Genomic DNA, 17,603 nt, shown 5'->3' with positions numbered 1-17,603 from the left:
CGATGATCCCGGGTGAAATCCTGTACGCCGACGGGCCCGTGACCCTCAATGAGGGGCGGCCCGTCACCTGCCTCACCGTGCTGAACGCCGCCGACCGGCCCGTCCAGGTCGGCTCCCACTACCACTTCGCCGAGGCCAACCCCGGCCTGGAATTCGACCGCGCCGCCGCCCGCGGCCTGCGGCTGAACATCGCCGCGGGAACGGCCGTGCGCTTCGAGCCGGGCATCCCCGTCGCGGTGGAACTCGTGCCCCTGGCCGGCCTGCGTGCGGTCCACGGCCTGCGCGGCGAGACGGGAGGGGCGCTCGATGCGTGAACTGAAGCTGGACCGTGCCGTGTACGCCGATCTGTTCGGCCCCACCACCGGTGACCGTATCCGGCTCGCGGACACCGACCTGTTCGTCGAGATCGAGCAGGACCGGGCAGGCGGACCCGGACTGGCCGGCGACGAAGCGGTCTTCGGCGGTGGCAAGGTCATCCGCGAGTCGATGGGGCAGGCCCGTACGACACGAGCCGAGGGCGCCCCCGACACCGTCATCACCGGCGTCGTCGTCCTGGACCACTGGGGCATCGTCAAGGCCGACGTGGGCATGCGCGACGGCAGGATCACCGGTATCGGCAAGGCCGGCAACCCCGACACCATGGACGGCGTACACCCGGACCTGGTGATCGGTCCCGAAACCGAGATCATCGCGGGCAACGGGAAGATCCTCACCGCGGGTGCCGTCGACGCCCACGTCCACTTCATCTCCCCGACGCTCGTCGACGAAGCCCTCGCCTCCGGAGTCACCACCCTCGTCGGCGGCGGCACCGGACCCGCCGAGGGCACCAAGGCCACCACCATCACCCCCGGTCCCTGGCACCTGGCCCGGATGTTCGCCGCGCTGGAGGACCATCCGGTCAATATCGGGCTGCTCGGCAAGGGCAACACCATGTCCCGCGACGCCATGCACTCCCAACTGCGCGGCGGAGCCCTCGGGTTCAAGATCCACGAGGACTGGGGGTCGACCCCCGCCGTCATCGACGCGTGCCTCGGCGTCTGCGAGGAGACCGGCGCCCAGCTGGCCATCCACACGGACACACTCAACGAGGCGGGGTTCGTCGGCGACACCCTCGCGGCCATCGCCGGCCGGACCATCCACGCGTACCACACCGAGGGCGCCGGCGGCGGCCACGCGCCGGACATCATCACCGTCGTCTCGGAGCCCAACGTGCTGCCGAGCTCGACCAATCCGACCCGCCCGCACACCGTCAACACCATCGAGGAACACCTCGACATGCTGATGGTCTGCCACCACCTCAACCCGGCCGTTCCCGAGGACCTCGCCTTCGCCGAGTCCCGGATCAGGCCCAGCACCATCGCCGCCGAGGACATACTCCACGACCTGGGTGCGGTCTCGATCATCTCCTCCGACTCGCAGGCCATGGGGCGGATCGGTGAGGTCGTCCTGCGCACCTGGCAGACCGCGCACGTCATGAAGAGGCGACGAGGCGCCCTGCCGGGCGACGGCCGCGCCGACAACCACCGCGCTCGTCGCTATGTCGCCAAATACACCATCAACCCGGCCGTCGCCCAGGGCCTCGACCACGAGATCGGCTCCGTCGAGACCGGCAAGCTCGCCGACCTCGTGCTCTGGGACCCGGCCTTCTTCGGCGTCAGACCGCAGCTCGTCATCAAGGGCGGGCAGATCGCGTACGCGCAGATGGGCGACGCCAACGCCTCCATCCCCACCCCGCAGCCGGTACTGCCCCGTCCGATGTTCGGCGCCACCGGGCGTGCCCCGGCGGCCAATTCGTTCAACTTCGTCGCCCAGGCGGCTCTGGACGACGGCCTCCCGGAACGCCTCGGGCTGGGCAAGCGGTTCGTGGCCATCAAGAACACCCGCGGCGTCACCAAGGCCGACATGCGCAACAACGACGCCCGTCCCCGGGTGGAGGTCGACTCCGACACCTTCACGGTGACGATCGACGGCGAAGCGGTCGAACCGGCGCCCGCCGCCGAACTCCCCATGGCCCAACGCTACTTCCTCTTCTGAACGCGGGGATGGGCATCAACATCGAAGGCGGGTCCAGGACCGGCAGGGCCGCCCTGCTGGTCCTGGCCGACGGCCGGTTCCCGGCCGGCGGCCACGCCCACTCCGGCGGCGCAGAAGCCGCCGTGAAGGCCGGCCGGATCCGCGACGCCGCGACCCTGGAGGACTTCTGCCGCGGCCGGCTCCACACCACCGGTCTGGTCTCCGCGGCTTTGGCCGCCGCGGCGGCCCTCGGGTTCGACCCCCTCGCCCTGGACGCGGCCGCCGACGCCCGCACCCCCTCACCCGCCCTGCGCGCCGTCGGCCGCCGCCTCGGGCGGCAGATGATGCGCGCCGCGCGGACCGTCTGGCCCGCGCCCGAACTCGACGACCTCGCGGCGGCCCTGCCACGGGGCGCCCATCAGCCGGTTGTCCTCGGGCTGGCCGCCCGCGCCGCCGGGCTCGGCGCCGGGGACGCCGCGCACGTCGTCGCGTACGAAACGGTCAGCGGCCCGGCCACCGCGACCGTACGCCTCCTCAGCCTCGACCCCTTCGAGGCCACCACGGTCCTCGCCCGACTCGCGCCCGAACTCGACGACGTCGCCGCCCGCGCCGCCGCGGCCGCCCGGCGCGCCCGCGACGAGGGCACCCATGCGCTGCCCGCCGCCTCCGCACCCCTGCTGGAGATCAGCGCGGAACACCACGCGGCCTGGCCCGTCCGCCTCTTCGCCTCCTGACCCGCTCGTACGAAACACCGGAGCCCGCCATGCATCTCGACCACGCCGTCGGTTACCCCCAGCGGCACACCCACAGCGCCGAGCCCCACCGCCCGTGCGGCGGGCGGCGTGCCCTGCGCATCGGCCTCGGCGGACCCGTCGGTTCCGGCAAGACCGCAACCGTGGCAGCCCTGTGCCGGCTCCTGCGCGACGAAGTGTCCATCGCCGTCGTCACCAACGACATCTACACCCGCGAGGACGCCGAATTCCTGCTGCGAAGCGCTGTCCTGCCGCCCGAACGCATCACCGCCGTCGAGACCGGAGCCTGCCCGCACACCGCCATCCGGGACGACATCTCCGCCAACCTGGAAGCGGTCGAGGACCTGGAGGAGGCGGTCGGTCCGCTCGACCTGATCCTGGTCGAGTCCGGGGGCGACAACCTGACCGCCACCTTCTCCAAGGGCCTGGTCGACGCACAGATCTTCGTCATCGACGTGGCCGGCGGCGACGACATCCCCAGGAAGGGCGGCCCGGGCGTGACCACCTCCGACCTCCTCGTGGTCAACAAGACCGACCTCGCTCCATACGTCGGATCGGACCTCGGCCGGATGGCCCGGGACGCCGCTGCCCAGCGCGGTGAACTCCCCGTCGCCTTTACCTCGCTGGCCGCCGAGGACGGGGTCAAGCCGGTCGGCGACTGGGTCCGCCGGCAGCTCGCGGCCTGGACCAGTTCCCTCGTATGACCACCGTCGCCACCGCCACCGCCACCGCCACCGCCACCCCCGCGCAAGCGACCACCACCCCGGCCACGGGGCTCACCGCGTGCGCCCGGATCACCGCGCGCGCCGACGGCCGCGGCTCCACCGCCCTCCCCGTCCTCGACGGAGACGGCCCGCTCGCCCTGCGCCGGGTCCGCTCCACCGGCCCCGGCGCCAAGGTCACCGTCATCGGCGCCATGAGCGCGCCCCTCGGCGGCGACCGGCTGGCCGTCGAGGCCGTCGCCGAGCCGGGCGCGCGGCTGCACCTCGCCTCGGCCGCGGCCACCCTCGCCCTGCCCGGCCGCGGTGGTGACCCAGCCACGTACGACGTACGCCTGACCGTGCGCGAGGACGCCGAACTGCGCTGGCTGCCCGAGCCGTTGATCTCCGCGCACGGCAGCGATCTGCGGATGACCACCCGGGCCGAACTCGCCTCCACCGCACGGCTGGTCGTTCGCGAGGAGCAGGTGCTCGGCCGTACCGGTGAGCCGCCCGGCCGGCTCACCAGCCGGCTCACCGTAGACCTCGCCGGCCGGCCGCTCCTCGACCAGGAGCTGTCCTACGGGCCCGGCGCGCCCGGCGGTTGGGACGGCCCGGCCGTCCTCGGCGGCGGACGGGCCGTGGGCCAGCTCCTGGTGGTCGATCCGGACTTCGCCGGGCGGATGCCCGAGGCGCGCGTGCTGGGGGAGCGGGCCGTTCTCACGCCGCTCGCGGGTCCCGCCGTTCTTGTGACCGCCGTCGCGGCGGACGCGGCGGAACTGCGTCAACTCCTGAACTCGGTAACGATTTTCAACTGTTGGTAAAGAACAGCCGTACGACCTTTTGTCGGGTGCCCTTCAAACGAAAGGATCCCCCTGCAAGCGCAACGATCACTGCCGCCACAAGCGGCGCTCCATGCAGGGGGAGGTACCACTTGAGACGCACAGCAGTGCTCGGCTCTGCCGGCACTCTGATAGCGGGCACGCTCATAGCCGGCGCGATGACCGCCCCGTCGGCCAGTGCCGAGGGCCGTCACCACGGCAACTCCGAGGCACGCGGCGTGAAGATCGCCGCCGACCGTGCGGCCAAGGCCGGCATCAACTGGAAGGCGTGTCCGGCGGACTGGGGACTGGAAGCACCCATCCAGTGCGGCTGGGTCAAGGTTCCGCTCGACTACGCCAAGCCCAACGGGCGGCAGATCGAGATAGCCGTCGACCGCATCGGCAACACCGGCAGTAAGAAGGAGCGCCAGGGCTCCCTGATCTACAACCCCGGCGGCCCCGGCGGCTCCGGCCTGCGCTTCCCGCGCCGGGTCACCACGAAGAACCCGCTCTGGGTCAACACCTCGAAGGCGTACGACTTCGTGGGCTTCGACCCGCGCGGTGTCGGCCACTCCGCCCCGATCTCCTGCATCGACCCCAGGAGTTCGTCAAGGCCCCGAAGCTCGACCCGGTGCCCGACAGCGAGGCCGACAAGCGGGCGCAGCGCAAGCTGGCCGCGGAGTACGCGGACGGCTGCAAGGAGCGCAGCGGCTGGATGCTGCCGCACATGACCACGCCGAACACCGCGCGGGACCTGGACGTCATCCGGGCCGCCCTCGGTGAGCGGAAGCTCAACTTCCTGGGCGTTTCGTACGGTACGTACATCGGCGGCGTCTACGCGACGCTGTTCCCGACCCATGTACGCCGCATGATCGTCGACAGCGTGGTCAACCCCTCGAAGGAGAAGATCTGGTACGAGGCCAACCTCGACCAGGACGTCGCCTTCCAGATGCGCTGGAACGACTGGAAGGCATGGGTCGCCAAGAACGACGCCGCCTTCCACCTCGGGGACACCCCCGAGAAGGTCGAGCAGCAGTGGGTGAAGCTCCGCGCAGCCGCGAAGAAGAACCCGATCGGCGGGGTAGTCGGCCCGGCCGAGCTCATCGGTTTCTTCCAGAGCGCGCCGTACTACGACTCCGCCTGGGTGCCCGTCGCCCAGACCTGGAGCGACTACGTGGCCGGTGACACGCAGGCGCTGGTGGACGCGGCGGGTCCGGACCTGTCCGACACCGCGGGCAACGCCTCCTCGGAGAACGGCAACGCCGTCTACACGGCGGTCGAGTGCGCGGACGCCAAGTGGCCCACCAGCTGGAAGAAGTGGGACCGCGACAACACCCGGCTCCACCGGGACCACCCCTTCATGACGTGGGCCAACGCATGGATGAACCTGCCCTGCGCCACCTGGTCCTCCAAGCAGCAGACCCCCCTCGACGTGAAGTCGGGCAAGGGGCTGCCGACGGTGCTCATCGTGCAGGCCACCCGTGACGCCGCCACCCCGTACGAGGGCGCCGTCGAGCTGCACAAGCGCCTGAAGGGCTCGCGTCTGATCACGGAGAAGGACGCCGGCTCGCACGGTGTCACCGGACTGCTCAACCCGTGCGTCAACGAGCGGGTGGACACCTACCTGCTCACCGGCAAGACGGACCGCCACGACGTGACGTGCGCACCGCACGCCACGCCGAAGCCGGCCGCCGCGGCAGCGGGCGCCAGGGTTGCGGCCGACCTTCCGGTCGTGCCGTAAGCGGATGAGGAGGGGACGGCCGGGCATCCCGGCCGTCCCCTCCTTCCTTTCCCTGCTCTCGGTCTGCCTCTCGCCCGCTACGAAATGGCGGCCGTCCGCGGTTCGGCGATCGCGGTGTAGTCGGCCGTCCGCAAGGCCAGCGAGCGGTCCAGACGCGCCGCGTTGAAGAAGATCTCCTCGTGCTCCAGCAGGGCCGGGTCCACGACGACTTCGAGCTCGGGGTCGAAGGAGAACGGCAGAATGGTCCCGCTCACGCTCCTGGCCAGCCGCTCCGCCACCTCGGGCGTGGCGAACCCCGCGTACGTACCACCGAGCAGCGCCTTCACCGCCGACAGATCCAGCCGCCGGTCACCGGGAACCACGGCCAGCGCGTAACGCTTGGTCTTCCTGCCGGTCTTGACCATGACCACGATGCATTTGGCCGCCTGGGCCAGGGTGTTGCCGCGCAGCGTGCTGACCGCCTCGGTGGCTCCCTCCGGCTCGTGCTCGATGATCCGGTACGCCGCCCCGCGCTCGTCCAGCAGGCCGATCAGCTTGGTGTACGTCTCGTGCTCGGTCACCCGGTGTCTCCCAGAAGCTGCCTCGAAAGTCGTAGCCCCAGCTTACGGTTGGGCGTGCCGGGCGGCGCTCCGTGTGTCCAGCCACGCATCCTCCTCCGCATAGCCGAAGAGGTCGCCGTGCGGGTCGTAGTTGCGTGCCATCTTGGGGAACGCCTCGCGCCAGTCCCGCCCCCGCAATTGCGCCGCAAGCCATTCGACGGTGGGCGGCAGCGATTCGGTGTAGCCGGTGACCGCCCGGTAGCCCAGCTCGCGCTCGGCGGCGGACATGTCGTAGACCACCGGATGCTCCTGCGTCCACGGCGTGGAACCGACCGTGCCGACCGGCGGAGCCCCGGCCACCAGCACCGTCTCGCACTCCCAGCCCATCACCTCGTCGATTGCGGCACCGATCTCCGCCACCGAAGGCGCCTCGGGATCCGCGGAGTTGAGTACGCGGGAGCCCGGCCGCAGCGCGGCGAGGCGGATCAGCTCCGCGACATTGGAGACATGGACCGGATGGAAGCGGCTGCTCCCGCCGTACGCCAGCACCCGAGTGCGCCGCCCGTCGAGCACCCGCTTGACGAAGTACAGCTCCCGCGGCGTGCCGCAGTACGGTCCGTGGATCGCCCCGGCGCGCAGCAACGTCACCGGCAGCCGGTCGCCGGCCGCCAGCAACTCACCCTCCAGCTGCACCTTGCGCGTGCTGTAGGTCGCCTCGCCGGGCGCCACGGTGCGCTGTGTCTCCGGGATCGGCACCGGGTAGCGGGGGCAGCCGTCCGGCTCCGACTGAGTGTCGAAGCCGCGGCCGTGGTCGTCCTCGTACACCGCGCCGCTGGAGATGACGACGGCCGAGCCGATCCGGTCCGCGAGGCCGGTCAGCTGCGCCGCGTGGCCGGCTCCGAACGCGACCATGTCCACCAGTACGTCGGCACCCTCGCCGAGCGCCGCGGCCAGCGCGCCGTCCTCGTCCCGGTCCAGCCGTACGGTGCGTACCTCCGCGGGCCACGACGCGTCCCGCCCGCCGCCCCGCGAGGCCGCCCGTACCTCCCAGCCGTCCGCCGCCATTGCGCGCACCGCGGCGCGCCCGACCTGTCCTGTGGCGCCCAGTACGAACGCGGTTCCCCTGCTCATGCCCCGGACCCTACGCCGCCGGGCCCGTGCCGCCCGGCGGGGTTCGCCCTGCGCTGATTCGCCGTCAGCGCAGCAGCCGCGGGAACTTCTTCGCCTGCTGCTCCGCCTTGACCTCGGCCGCGTACCGGTCGACGTACTCCTGCCCGGACAGTGCCAGGATCGCGTACATGATCTCGTCGGTGACGGCCCGGAGCACGGCCTTCTCGTTGTCCATCCCCGCGTACCGGGAGAAGTCCAGGGGCGCCCCGAAGCGGATGGTCACCCGCTTGACGCGCGGCACGACCTGCCCCGGCGGCTGGATCTCGAACGTGCCGACCATGGCGCACGGCACCACCGGGACCTGTGCCCTGAGCGCCATCGCGGCGACGCCGACCTTGCCCTTGTAGAGCCGCCCGTCGTGCGAGCGGGTGCCCTCCGGGTAGATGCCCAGCAGCTCGCCCTTGCCCAGGACGCCGAGCCCCTCGCGGATCGCGGCCCGGCCCGCCTCCTTGCCGGATCTGTCCACCGGGATCTGACCGGCGCTGCGGAAGAAGGCGGCGGTGAGCCGGCCCTTCACGCCGGGGCCGGTGAAGTATTCGGCCTTGGCGAGGAAGGTGATGCGCCGCTTGATGATCGCCGGCATCAGGAAGTGGTCGGAGAAGGAGAGATGGTTGCCCGCCACGATCGCGGCGCCGTCGGCCGGAATGTGCTCAAGTCCCTCGATGCGCGACCGGAACACCAACCGCAGCAGCGGCCCCAGCAGCACATATTTGAGCACGCAATAGAACATGACGACCTGCCTTCCCCCTGGTCCGGTGACGACGCAGAGTAGTCGTTCGGACGCGGCGGCGCGAGAGCACACGCAGGTCTCCAGGGGCGGCGCCAAGGGTCTGGCCTATGGACGCAGCCAGGAGTAATTTGAATTACATGCTTACGAACGAGGAGAAGGAGGCGCTGCGCGGCTGGTTCGCCGGGCGGCTGCCGGAGGGACTGTTCCTCGAACTCCTGGACGTGACGGTCGACCGTGAGGAGATCACGGTCGTCGGCCGGATCCCGGAGCCCGAGGTGAGCGCCGATGCGTCCGCGACGGAGCGCGACGCGGCGCTGGAGGGACGCGCCGCGGAATTCCGCGAGCGGACCCGCGAGGACCGCATGCGGGTGGCGCGCGACGCGGAACGCAAGTTCCGCAGGAAGGTGTCGTGGGGGGTGGAGTGCGGCGGCAGGCGTGCCATGTACACCACCGTCGCCGCGCCCGTGATGACCCGCCTGCGCCAGCCCGAGCGCCAGGTGCTGGACACGCTGATCGCGGGAGGTGTCGCGCGCAGTCGCAGCGAGGCCCTCGCCTGGTGCGTGCGCCTGGTTCAGAAGCACGCGGACGACTGGCTGGAGGACCTGCGGGACTCCCTGGAGAACGTCCGGAAGGTACGGTCCCAGGGCCCGGACGCGGACTGACCGACTGCTCTCGCGGCACCAGGCGTGAAAAGGACGGCTTAGGGCGCGGGACACGGGGTAGGCGAGCGGCCGGAGATCCTCTCCGACCACCCCCAGGCGCCCCGGCTGGAGATCATGAGCGAGCCCACCACCACCCGACCGGTCACCCGGCCGGCCTTCGACGTGCGCGTCGAACCCCTGCTCCGCGCAGAGGTGTTCAGTGGCGAGCCCGGCTGCATCGCCCAGGCCCGCGCACTCGCCGACCGCTTCCTCGCAGAGCTCGCGGCCGAGTGGTTCGCCGAGTTCGGCGAGCGCAAGCGCAGCGACCTGCTGCTGGCGGTCAGCGAACTGGTCACCAACGCCGACCGCTACAGCTGCGGTCCGTACCTCCTGGAGCTGGAGGGCACCGCCGAACTCGTCACCGTCACCGTGTACGACAGCAGCTCGGCCCTGCCGCTCCTCTACGCCCAGGATCCGCAGCGTCTCGGCGGCCACGGCATGGAGATCGTGGTCGCGCTGTGCGACCGGCTGAGCGCCGAGCGCGTGCCGGTGGGCAAGCGGGTACGGGCCGAGTTCGAGCTCAGTACCTGACTGATGCTCAGCCGGCCCGGCCGGCTTCGGGCGGATGGTCGCCTGGGCCCTCCCGCCGGCGGGCGAGCGGGGTGGGGGAGAGGTCGGTGCTCTCCTCGCCGGCCTCCAGGAGCGTGTCCGCGGCGCCCACGATGAGCGGGTCGGGTACCCCGACGGCCTTCTCGTCCTTGCTCGCATAGTCGAAGCGCCAGAGCAGGCTGCGCATGGCCTCGATGCGGCCGCGCTTCTTGTCGTTGTTCTTCACCACGGTCCACGGCGCGTACGAGGTGTCCGTCGCCCGGAACATGTCGATCTTGGCTTCGGTGTACGCGTCCCACAGGTCGAGCGAGGCGACGTCCATCGCCGACAGCTTCCACTGGCGCACCGGGTCGACCCGCCGGATGGCGAACCGGGTGCGCTGCTCGGCGCGGGACACTGAGAACCAGAACTTCACCAGCAGGATGTCGTCGTCGGTGAGCATCCGCTCGAAGAGCGGGACCTGGACCAGGAAATGCTGGTGCTCCTCCGGGGTGCAGAAGCCCATCACCCGCTCCACACCCGCGCGGTTGTACCAGGATCGGTCGAAGAAGACGATCTCGCCGGCCGACGGCAGGTGGGCCACATAGCGCTGGAAGTACCACTGGCCCGCCTCCCGCTCGGTGGGCTTCTCGAGCGCCACGACCCGGGCTCCGCGCGGATTGAGCCGCTCCGTGAACCGCTGGATGGTGCCGCCCTTGCCGGCCGCGTCCCGGCCCTCGCACAGCACGACCAGCCGCCGGCCGGTGTCCTTCACCCACCGCTGCAGCTTGAGCATCTCGATCTGCAGCACCCGCTTGTGCTGTTCGTACTCGCGCCGGCGCATCTTCTGGTCGTACGGATGGTTCTCCCGCCAGGTCTGCAGCGGCAGCCCGGTTCCACCGAGCAGAATCGGCTGCTCGGGGTGCCGGTCGTCGACCGTCATCCCGTCCAGCAGGGCGTCCCGGTCGCTCTTGTCGGCGTCCATGCGCGGCTCCCCGGCTTCCCAGGCACCCGGTCCTAGTCCCTGCCCCCACCCGCGGGGGCGGGCCACACGCCGGTCGCGCGCCGGATGCCCGCGGCGCCGGACCGGTCAACAGCGCTGCGTACGACGGCGAAGATCGCACCCTGCACAGCCGCCGCCAGCAGGATCTCGCCCCAGCCGCGGTCCTCGTCCAGGGCGTCCGGCGCGTTGTCCTCGTGCCGGATCGCCTTCCACGCCTGCTGGAAGGCGAGGCCGGCCAGCGCACCACCGGCCCAGCTGAGAACGAACCCGACCGGCTTGTACGCAAGCGGAAGCTTCCGCTTCTTGGTCCTGGTCTTCATCCCAGCTCCTCCGCGGTCACAGGTATCGATGCGTCGGCGTATCGACGGGCGGCGCGTCCCGCTTGCCTGCGTTTTCCCGTTCACGGCCGCCGCACACGCGCCGTACCCCGTGCACATCACCACGGGAAAAGGGGACACACGTACCAATATGAGCACTCAGCAAAAGGGAAGGCACAAAGACCGGACCGTGGGGACCCGGCTCCGCGCCGAGGTCGAGGAGGCACACAGTGCGCTCGACGCCGCAGCCGCCGGGCCGGACCGGCAGACGCAGCTCTCCCGGGGCGTCCTGACCGGTTATCTGTGGGCACTGGGCCGGGGGGAGGACGCCCCGATAACCGGCGCCCGCATCGAGGGCCCGCCGGACATCCCCCAGCTGACCGCGGAGGTGGACGCCGCCACCGTGCAGCTGGAGGACACCACGCAGCGGACGGTCCCCCGGGACTTCATCCGGGGCGTGCACGACGCGCTGGCCTGGGTGTGCGGCCACAGCGACGACAGGCCGTGAGGCGTGGGGTCCCCGGCGGGGGCACTCCGGCTCGGGTCCGCCCGGCGCGGAGCCTCAGGTGTTGCGCGACACCGCCATGCCGGCGGTCAGCAGACCGAGCACGATCCAGCCGAACCACAGCCAGCCGTTGCTGCCGAGCGCCACGGTGTAGGCGGTCACGACCACCAGGCCGCCGAGGGTGAGTGCGGCCATCGCCTTCGTAGATCCGGGCATGGGGTTCCCTTCTCCCGGCAGTCCGGACGGGGTGCGCCCGGACGGCGGTCAGGGACCCATCGTCGCCCCGGGGAGGGGCCCGCCGCTACCGGCCGCGCGCCTGGAGCGACGCGAGATAGGCGTTGTACGCCTCCAGTTCCTTGTCGCCGTCGCGGTCGGCGGCCCGGTCGGCGCGCCGGGCCGTGCGCTGCTCGGACTTGTACCACTGGAAGACCAGGGCGAGCAGGACCAGGACCGAGGGGATCTCGCTGAACGCCCAGGCGATGCCGCCGGCGGCGTTCTGGTCGGTCAGCGCGTCGATGCCGAGCGAGGCGGGCGGGTTCGCGTACGTGCCGATCATGGGCTCGGTCGCCATCATCAGCGCGATGCCGAAGAAGGCGTGGAACGGCATGCCGGCGAACAGCTCCAGCATCCGCATCACATAGCCGGGCCGGTGCGGACCCGGGTCCACGCCCATGATCGGCCAGAAGAAGACCAGGCCCACCATCAGGAAGTGCACCATCATCGACACGTGCCCCACCTTGCTTCCCATCAGGAAGTCGAAGATCGGGGTGAAGTAGAGCGCGTACAGGCTCGCGATGAAGAGCGGGATCGTGAACACCGGGTGCGTGACCACCCGCATGTACCGGCTGTGCAGCAGCGCCACCAGCAGTTCCCGCGGCCCCTTGCGGCCGCGCCCCGCCGAGGGCAGCGCCCGCAGCGTCAGCGTCACCGGCGCCCCGAGGAGCAGCAGGATCGGGGAGAGCATGCTGATCACCATGTGCTGGACCATGTGCACGCTGAACATGACCATGCCGTAGTCGTCCAGCTTGGTGCAGGTCACGAACGCCACGCTCAGCACACCGAGGGTGAACAGGACGGGCCGGGCGGCCGGCCAGCTGTCGCCGCGCCGGCGCAGCCGCAGCACGGCCCAGCCGTACAGCACCAGGGCGATCAGGCTGCCGGTCAGGAAGAAGGGGTCGGGGGAGAACTCCAGCCCGCGCCCCAGCGTGAACGGCGGCAGGTCCATGGTCATTCCGTCGCCGTGCCCGCTGTGATCCATCTGTTCTCTCCCGAGGGGGATGCCCCTGATTCGCGGCTGTTGTCCGCCCCAGACTAGAACCGCCCCCGGCCACTGCTGCGGCCGGGGGCGGTCAATTGCGTACGAGACGGCTCAGAGCACGCACTCCGCCTCTTCGTACCGATCGTCCGGCACGGTCTTCAGCGTCTCGACGGCCTGCGCGAGGGGCACCATGAGGATGTCCGTGCCGCGCAGGGCGGTCAGCATGCCGAACTCGCCCCGGTGGGCGGCCTCGACCGCATGCCAGCCGAAGCGGGTGGCGAGGACCCGGTCGTACGCGGTGGGGGTGCCGCCCCGCTGCACGTGCCCGAGGATGACCGGCCGGGCCTCCTTGCCGAGTCGCTCCTCCAGCTCGATGGAGAGCTGGCGGGCGACACCGGCGAACCGCTCGTGCCCGTAGATGTCCTTGCCGCCCTCGTCCCACGGCATCGAGCCCTCGCGGGGCTTCGCGCCCTCCGCCACCACCACGATGGCGAACCGCTTGCCGGCGGAGAAGCGGCGCCCGACGACCTCGGTCAACTCGTCGATGTCGAAGGGGCGCTCCGGAACGACGATGGCGTGCGCGCCGGCCGCCATGCCCGAGTGCAGGGCGATCCAGCCGGTGTGGCGGCCCATGACCTCGACGATGAGCACGCGCTGATGCGACTCGGCGGTGGTCTTGAGCCGGTCGAGGGCCTCGGTCGCGACGCCGACGGCCGTGTCGAAGCCGAAGGTGACATCGGTCGAGGCGATGTCGTTGTCGATGGTCTTGGGCACGCCGACGATGGGCAGGCCCGCCTCGGACAGCAGGTTCGCCGCCTTCAGGGTCCCCTCGCCGCCGATCGGGATGATCGCGTCCAGACCGAGGTCCGCGACATGCCCGCGGGCGCGCTCGACGCCGTCACGCAGATGCGCCGGCTGCACCCGGGAGGAGCCGAGGATGGTTCCGCCGCGAGCGAGGATGCCGCCCACCGCGTCCAGGTCGAGCTTCCGGTAATCGCACTCCAGAAGGCCCTTCCAGCCGTCGTGGAAGCCGATGACCTCGTCGCCGTGGTCGACGACGGCCCGGTGCACGACCGAACGGATGACGGCGTTCAGGCCGGGGCAGTCGCCGCCGGAGGTGAGTACACCAATTCGCATTGCCCGAATTACCTTTGCAACGTGGGCCGACGACCGGACCACGTCGTCCGGCTGGATCCCCGCCACCCTACAAGCGCGAGATGGCGGGGCCGAACCACGCGTCCGGCAGCTGGACGGTCAGGCGGGCTGGGTGGCCGCGCCGATCCGCTCCGCGCGCAGGGCTTCGTACCACCGGTCGTCGACCGGCGGCAGCGCGTTCACGTCGAGGGCCAGCTTGAGCAGCAGGTCCGCGATCTGCGGGTTCCGGGCGAGCACCGGGCCGTGCATGTACGTACCGAAGACCGTGCCGTTGTACGCGCCCTCGGTTCCGTCGCCTGTGCCGTTGCCCTTGCCCAGGCGGGTCCGGGCGAGCGGCCGGGCCGTCGGGCCCAGGTGCGTGATGCCCTGGTGGTTCTCGAAGCCGCTGAGCTGCGGCAGCCCCAGCGGCTCGTCGATGTCGGCCAGCACGTCACCGACGCACCGCTCGCCCTCGCCGCGGGTGCTGACCACGTCGAGGAGGCCGAGGCCCGGGTCCCGCTCGCCGAGGTCGTTGATGAACTCGTGCCCGAGGATCTGGTAGCCGGCGCACACGGAGAAGACGATCGCGCCGTTGGAGACCGCCCGCTCCAGCCCGCCGTCACGGCGCAGCCGCTCCGCGGCCAGCCGCTGCGGCCGGTCCTCGCCGCCGCCGATCAGGTAGATGTCGCCGGAGGTCGGGACCGGCTGGTCGCTGCGCACGTCCACGCGCGCCACGTCCAGTCCGCGCTGGCGCGCCCGGCGCTCCATCACCAGGGCGTTGCCCTGGTCTCCGTACGTGCTCAGCAGGTCCGGGTAGATCCACACCAGGCGCAGGCTGTTGTCGCTCATTCTCGTCATCCTCTGCGGGCTTGGGGGGCGTCCGGTCGATCAGGCCGGATCAGGGAGCGGGGTCTGGTGCCGTGCATCGCAAGGCGGAGGAGGGAGTCGACGCGGTGGGGGCACCCCCAGCGGTAGCTGGCGGACATCGGCGACCGACGACAACGCTGGGGGCACCTCCCGTGCCCGAAGGGCTACGGGGGAGAGGCGCGGTGCCAGGGCACGCGAGCCCGGCATGATCGACCGGACACCCCCCCTAGTTGCCGACGCGGCGGCGCAGGTCCTGGAAGGCGGTGTAGTTGGCGATCGCCTCGATGCGTCCGGGCGGCGCCAGCTGCACGGCCTCGTCGACGGTCTCGCAGACCCGGAAGTCGAGGTTCGCCACCTCCAGTCGGACCGCGAGGTCCAGCTTGCGGTCGCCGATCACGAAGATCGGGTGGCCGGCGAGCCGGGTGTAGTCGACGTCCCAGAGCCACGAGGTGTCCGTGCCGTCCGCGCCGCGGGCGTTCACGGCGAGGATCACCGGGGTGGGCGGCGGGTCGATCAGGGAAAACGTTTCGAGCCAGCCCGCCGGGTTCTTCGCCAGCAGAAGCCGCAGCTCACGGCCCTGGAAGGAGACCACGTCATAGCGCCCGGCCACCGCCTGCACCTGGTACATACGCTCCAGTGCGACCTGCGGCGGCACCCCGAACGCGGCCGCGACGGCGGCGGAGGTGGCCGCGTTCGCCTTGTTGGCACGGCCGGGCAGCTGCAGATGGATCGGCCAGGCCGAGCCGTGCGGGTCCAGTACGTGGTCGCCGGAGAGCACCCAGCTCGGGATGGGGCGGCGGAAGCCGCACTCTCCGCAGAACCAGTCGTCGCCGGGGCGCTGCATCACACCGCCGCAGGAGGGGCACGACCAGGCGTCGTCCTTCCACTCCTGGCCGGCCGCCACCCACACCACGTTCGGCGAGGACGACGCGGCCCACACGATCAGCGGGTCGTCGGCGTTGGCGATGACGACCGCCTTCGTGCCCGCCAGGCCCTCACGCCACTTCTCGGCGAGCATGCGGGTCTCCGCCGCCCTGTCGAGCTGGTCACGCGAGAGGTTCAGCAGCGCGATCGCCTTGGGCGTCACATCGCGCGCGACACCGGCGAGGTACTTCTCGTCGACCTCGATCACGCCGTAGCGGGCGTCCGAGCCGCCCGCCAGCGCCGAGGTGATGCCGGCCGGCATATTGGCGCCGAGCGCGTTCGAGACGACGGGACCGCTGGCCCGCAGGGCCTCGGCGATCAGCCGGGTCGTGGTGGTCTTGCCGTTGGTCGCCGACACGAGGACGACGTCCAGGTGCTGCGCCAGCCGCCCCAGCAGATCGGGGTCGAGCTTCAGCGCCACCTTGCCGCCGATCACCGATCCGCTGCCGCGCCCGGCGGCGCGCGACACCGCGGCCGCGGCCTTGCCCGCCGTCACGGCCAGCTTGGCCCGTGGGGTCAGCGGCTCCGTGTTGCCTGACATCGTCCTTGATCCTCCTTGCGTCGGTCCGGGCTCAGCCTATCGAGATCCGGCCACGGCCCTGACCGCGGCACCGCCGGGAGGGTGCGGGACCCGGCCCGACGTACGCTTGCGGCCATGCGACGGCGTCCGATTCCCGGCAGTTCCGGCCTTGTACGCACCATGAGCCTGCTCGGCGATCCGGTGCTGCATGGCGCGTGCGAGCCGGTCACCGACTTCGGTCCGGCCCTGTCCCGGCTGATCGAGGACCTGTACGCCACGATGTACGCGGCGGACGGCGTCGGCCTGGCGGCCAACCAGATCGGTGTTCCCTTGCGGGTTTTCGTCTACGACTGCCCCGACGACGAGGACGTCCGCCATGTCGGGCACCTCGTCAACCCGCGCCTGGTGGAGGCCGACGGGATCGAGATCCGCGGCCCTGAGGGGTGCCTGTCGCTGCCCGGCATCGAGGCGGGCACGACCCGCTGCGACCGGGCCGTCGTCGAGGGCGTCACCACGGACAACACCCCCGTCCGCGTCGAGGGAACCGGATTCTTCGCGCGCTGCCTCCAGCACGAGTGCGACCATCTCGAAGGCACCGTCTACACCGACCGGCTCACGGGGCTGCGCCGGCGCCGGGCCCTGCGGGCCGCGCGCCGGGCGCCCTGGAGTGCGTAGGACCGGCCCTTCAGAAGGCCGGTCCGCCGACGCGGTCGCCTGCCGCGGCCAGCCGGCCCCACAGCAGATCGGCGAGCGAGTGCACCAACTGGGCGCGGGAGCAGGGCCGTTCGCCCAGCCACCAGTCGCCTGCCGCGTACATCATGCCGACGATGCCGTGGCCCCAGACCCGGGCCAACTCCTCGCCGCCCGGCCCCAGATCCACCCGCTCCTCGATGACCTTGGCGAGCTCCTCGCCGAGCCGCCGCAGCAGCGGCGCAGAATGGCGTCCGACGTCGAAGCCCTGCTCCGACTGCTGGGCATCCTCCGCGGGGTGCATCAGGAAGCGGTAGACCTGCGGGCGCGCTTCGATGGCGGCCAGGTAGGTGTCCAACGTCGCCTCGACCCGCTCCCGCCGGTCGGACGCCGCGTCCAGTGCCGCGCGCAGCGAGTCGAGCAGCGCGTCGGTGTGCCGGACCGCGAGCGCCCGGTACAGCCCGCCCTTGTCGCCGAAGTGCCGGTAGAGGATGGGCTTGGTGATCCCGGCCTCGGCGGCGATGGCGTTCATCGAGGCCTGCGGGCCGTCCCGGAGCACCACCCGGTCGGCTGCTTCGAGCAGTTCCCGTCGCCGGCGTTCGGCCGTGTGCTGCTGATCGGCCTGTTGCGTGGTCTCCATCGTGTGTCTCTCCCCGCCCGGTGCGATTGCGTGACGCCTCGGCAAAGTAACA

Annotated in this window: 20 protein-coding genes and 1 pseudogene; 10 read left to right on the top strand and 11 right to left on the bottom strand. The window is 71.3% G+C overall.

Going from position 1 to position 17,603, the window contains the following annotated elements; genetic code table 11:
• Positions 1–2: 2 nt before the first annotated feature.
• The 6 genes and pseudogenes from NLX86_RS19255 to NLX86_RS19230 all read left to right on the top strand — a co-directional run bounded on the left by NLX86_RS19255 (position 3) and on the right by NLX86_RS19230 (position 6,025).
• Positions 3–314 (top strand): urease subunit beta, encoded by a 312-nt coding sequence (locus tag NLX86_RS19255; protein ID WP_254372959.1) that lies wholly within the window; start codon positions 3–5, stop codon positions 312–314.
• Positions 307–2,034 carry an urease subunit alpha gene (locus tag NLX86_RS19250; RefSeq protein WP_254372958.1) on the top strand — a complete coding sequence of 576 codons (1,728 nt, stop codon included), beginning with the start codon at positions 307–309 and terminating at the stop codon, positions 2,032–2,034. Before NLX86_RS19255 ends, NLX86_RS19250 begins: the two co-directional genes overlap by 8 nt.
• An 8-nt stretch (positions 2,035–2,042) precedes the next feature.
• Positions 2,043–2,747, top strand: a complete 705-nt coding sequence (locus tag NLX86_RS19245; protein ID WP_254372957.1) for an urease accessory protein UreF — start codon at positions 2,043–2,045, stop codon at positions 2,745–2,747.
• 29 nt (positions 2,748–2,776) lie between these two features.
• A complete protein-coding gene (ureG, locus tag NLX86_RS19240; RefSeq protein WP_254372956.1) occupies positions 2,777–3,469 on the top strand; it encodes an urease accessory protein UreG in 693 nt (230 codons plus the stop codon).
• Positions 3,466–4,287 carry an urease accessory protein UreD gene (locus NLX86_RS19235; RefSeq protein WP_254372955.1) on the top strand — a complete coding sequence of 274 codons (822 nt, stop codon included), beginning with the start codon at positions 3,466–3,468 and terminating at the stop codon, positions 4,285–4,287. The genes ureG and NLX86_RS19235 overlap by 4 nt, the downstream gene beginning before the upstream one ends.
• Positions 4,288–4,397: 110 nt before the next feature.
• Positions 4,398–6,025 (top strand): annotated as a pseudogene (locus tag NLX86_RS19230) (alpha/beta hydrolase).
• Positions 6,026–6,102: 77 nt separating this feature from the next.
• Here the strand turns inward: NLX86_RS19230 and NLX86_RS19225 are convergent.
• From NLX86_RS19225 to NLX86_RS19215, 3 genes are all read right to left on the bottom strand, one after another.
• Positions 6,103–6,585 (bottom strand): YbaK/EbsC family protein, encoded by a 483-nt coding sequence (locus tag NLX86_RS19225; RefSeq protein ID WP_254372954.1) that lies wholly within the window; start codon positions 6,583–6,585, stop codon positions 6,103–6,105.
• Positions 6,586–6,627: 42 nt separating this feature from the next.
• Positions 6,628–7,695 carry an NAD(P)-dependent oxidoreductase gene (locus NLX86_RS19220; protein WP_254372953.1) on the bottom strand — a complete coding sequence of 356 codons (1,068 nt, stop codon included), beginning with the start codon at positions 7,693–7,695 and terminating at the stop codon, positions 6,628–6,630.
• Between the two features lie 64 nt (positions 7,696–7,759).
• On the bottom strand, positions 7,760–8,464 hold the full coding sequence (locus NLX86_RS19215) for a 1-acyl-sn-glycerol-3-phosphate acyltransferase (RefSeq protein WP_254372952.1): 705 nt from the start codon (positions 8,462–8,464) through the stop codon (positions 7,760–7,762).
• A 137-nt stretch (positions 8,465–8,601) separates the two neighbouring features.
• Here NLX86_RS19215 and NLX86_RS19210 point away from each other — a divergent pair, with 137 nt between their 5' ends.
• Both NLX86_RS19210 and NLX86_RS19205 read left to right on the top strand, forming a co-directional pair.
• Positions 8,602–9,126, top strand: a complete 525-nt coding sequence (locus tag NLX86_RS19210) for a hypothetical protein (RefSeq protein ID WP_254372951.1) — start codon at positions 8,602–8,604, stop codon at positions 9,124–9,126.
• A gap of 114 nt (positions 9,127–9,240) precedes the next feature.
• Positions 9,241–9,696 carry an ATP-binding protein gene (locus NLX86_RS19205; RefSeq protein WP_254372950.1) on the top strand — a complete coding sequence of 152 codons (456 nt, stop codon included), beginning with the start codon at positions 9,241–9,243 and terminating at the stop codon, positions 9,694–9,696.
• A gap of 7 nt (positions 9,697–9,703) precedes the next feature.
• On the opposite strand, the gene ppk2 is transcribed toward NLX86_RS19205, so the two are convergent.
• Positions 9,704–10,678, bottom strand: a complete 975-nt coding sequence (ppk2, locus tag NLX86_RS19200; protein ID WP_254372949.1) for a polyphosphate kinase 2 — start codon at positions 10,676–10,678, stop codon at positions 9,704–9,706.
• Positions 10,679–10,710: 32 nt separating this feature from the next.
• Positions 10,711–11,016 carry a DUF4235 domain-containing protein gene (locus NLX86_RS19195; protein ID WP_254372948.1) on the bottom strand — a complete coding sequence of 102 codons (306 nt, stop codon included), beginning with the start codon at positions 11,014–11,016 and terminating at the stop codon, positions 10,711–10,713.
• Between the two features lie 148 nt (positions 11,017–11,164).
• Between NLX86_RS19195 and NLX86_RS19190 the strand changes: the two genes are divergently transcribed.
• Positions 11,165–11,521: a hypothetical protein gene (locus tag NLX86_RS19190; protein WP_254372947.1), complete on the top strand. Its 357-nt coding sequence runs from the start codon at positions 11,165–11,167 to the stop codon at positions 11,519–11,521.
• Positions 11,522–11,575: 54 nt separating this feature from the next.
• Here NLX86_RS19190 and NLX86_RS19185 read toward each other — a convergent pair whose 3' ends face one another.
• The 5 genes from NLX86_RS19185 to NLX86_RS19165 all read right to left on the bottom strand — a co-directional run bounded on the left by NLX86_RS19185 (position 11,576) and on the right by NLX86_RS19165 (position 16,242).
• Positions 11,576–11,734, bottom strand: a complete 159-nt coding sequence (locus tag NLX86_RS19185; protein ID WP_254372946.1) for a hypothetical protein — start codon at positions 11,732–11,734, stop codon at positions 11,576–11,578.
• Positions 11,735–11,819: 85 nt separating this feature from the next.
• Complete coding sequence (locus NLX86_RS19180; protein ID WP_254372945.1) at positions 11,820–12,776, bottom strand: cytochrome c oxidase assembly protein; 957 nt, start codon at positions 12,774–12,776, stop codon at positions 11,820–11,822.
• A 111-nt stretch (positions 12,777–12,887) separates the two neighbouring features.
• Positions 12,888–13,913 carry a 6-phosphofructokinase gene (locus NLX86_RS19175; protein ID WP_254372944.1) on the bottom strand — a complete coding sequence of 342 codons (1,026 nt, stop codon included), beginning with the start codon at positions 13,911–13,913 and terminating at the stop codon, positions 12,888–12,890.
• Positions 13,914–14,030: 117 nt separating this feature from the next.
• Positions 14,031–14,759, bottom strand: a complete 729-nt coding sequence (locus NLX86_RS19170) for a type 1 glutamine amidotransferase (protein ID WP_254372943.1) — start codon at positions 14,757–14,759, stop codon at positions 14,031–14,033.
• Positions 14,760–15,003: 244 nt separating this feature from the next.
• The gene (locus tag NLX86_RS19165) at positions 15,004–16,242 is read right to left on the bottom strand and encodes a MurT ligase domain-containing protein (RefSeq protein ID WP_254372942.1); all 1,239 of its coding nucleotides are present in this window, start codon (positions 16,240–16,242) and stop codon (positions 15,004–15,006) included.
• Between the two features lie 114 nt (positions 16,243–16,356).
• On the opposite strand from NLX86_RS19165, the gene def reads away from it, so the two are divergent.
• Entirely contained in the window at positions 16,357–16,896 is a 540-nt protein-coding gene (gene def / locus NLX86_RS19160) for a peptide deformylase (protein WP_254372941.1), read from the top strand.
• Positions 16,897–16,906: 10 nt separating this feature from the next.
• On the opposite strand, the gene NLX86_RS19155 is transcribed toward def, so the two are convergent.
• Complete coding sequence (locus NLX86_RS19155) at positions 16,907–17,551, bottom strand: TetR family transcriptional regulator (RefSeq protein ID WP_254372940.1); 645 nt, start codon at positions 17,549–17,551, stop codon at positions 16,907–16,909.
• Positions 17,552–17,603 lie beyond the last annotated feature (52 nt).

It is taken from the genome of Streptomyces sp. A3M-1-3 (assembly GCF_024213665.1).
In the GTDB taxonomy this organism is placed as follows: domain Bacteria; phylum Actinomycetota; class Actinomycetes; order Streptomycetales; family Streptomycetaceae; genus Streptomyces.
This window is presented reverse-complemented; position numbering and strand designations above follow the sequence as displayed.

Excerpts from the sequence above, each read along its gene's own strand:
- NLX86_RS19255 (WP_254372959.1), top strand. The coding sequence starts at position 3 with ATGATCCCGGGTGAAATCCTGTACGCCGACGGGCCCGTGACCCTCAAT.
- NLX86_RS19250 (WP_254372958.1), top strand. The coding sequence starts at position 307 with ATGCGTGAACTGAAGCTGGACCGTGCCGTGTACGCCGATCTGTTCGGC.
- NLX86_RS19245 (WP_254372957.1), top strand. The coding sequence starts at position 2,043 with ATGGGCATCAACATCGAAGGCGGGTCCAGGACCGGCAGGGCCGCCCTG.
- ureG (WP_254372956.1), top strand. The coding sequence starts at position 2,777 with ATGCATCTCGACCACGCCGTCGGTTACCCCCAGCGGCACACCCACAGC.
- NLX86_RS19235 (WP_254372955.1), top strand. The coding sequence starts at position 3,466 with ATGACCACCGTCGCCACCGCCACCGCCACCGCCACCGCCACCCCCGCG.
- NLX86_RS19220 (WP_254372953.1), bottom strand. The coding sequence starts at position 7,695 with ATGAGCAGGGGAACCGCGTTCGTACTGGGCGCCACAGGACAGGTCGGG.
- NLX86_RS19215 (WP_254372952.1), bottom strand. The coding sequence starts at position 8,464 with ATGTTCTATTGCGTGCTCAAATATGTGCTGCTGGGGCCGCTGCTGCGG.
- NLX86_RS19210 (WP_254372951.1), top strand. The coding sequence starts at position 8,602 with ATGCTTACGAACGAGGAGAAGGAGGCGCTGCGCGGCTGGTTCGCCGGG.
- NLX86_RS19205 (WP_254372950.1), top strand. The coding sequence starts at position 9,241 with ATGAGCGAGCCCACCACCACCCGACCGGTCACCCGGCCGGCCTTCGAC.
- ppk2 (WP_254372949.1), bottom strand. The coding sequence starts at position 10,678 with ATGGACGCCGACAAGAGCGACCGGGACGCCCTGCTGGACGGGATGACG.
- NLX86_RS19195 (WP_254372948.1), bottom strand. The coding sequence starts at position 11,016 with ATGAAGACCAGGACCAAGAAGCGGAAGCTTCCGCTTGCGTACAAGCCG.
- NLX86_RS19190 (WP_254372947.1), top strand. The coding sequence starts at position 11,165 with ATGAGCACTCAGCAAAAGGGAAGGCACAAAGACCGGACCGTGGGGACC.
- NLX86_RS19185 (WP_254372946.1), bottom strand. The coding sequence starts at position 11,734 with ATGCCCGGATCTACGAAGGCGATGGCCGCACTCACCCTCGGCGGCCTG.
- NLX86_RS19180 (WP_254372945.1), bottom strand. The coding sequence starts at position 12,776 with ATGGATCACAGCGGGCACGGCGACGGAATGACCATGGACCTGCCGCCG.
- NLX86_RS19175 (WP_254372944.1), bottom strand. The coding sequence starts at position 13,913 with ATGCGAATTGGTGTACTCACCTCCGGCGGCGACTGCCCCGGCCTGAAC.
- NLX86_RS19170 (WP_254372943.1), bottom strand. The coding sequence starts at position 14,759 with ATGAGCGACAACAGCCTGCGCCTGGTGTGGATCTACCCGGACCTGCTG.
- NLX86_RS19165 (WP_254372942.1), bottom strand. The coding sequence starts at position 16,242 with ATGTCAGGCAACACGGAGCCGCTGACCCCACGGGCCAAGCTGGCCGTG.
- def (WP_254372941.1), top strand. The coding sequence starts at position 16,357 with ATGCGACGGCGTCCGATTCCCGGCAGTTCCGGCCTTGTACGCACCATG.
- NLX86_RS19155 (WP_254372940.1), bottom strand. The coding sequence starts at position 17,551 with ATGGAGACCACGCAACAGGCCGATCAGCAGCACACGGCCGAACGCCGG.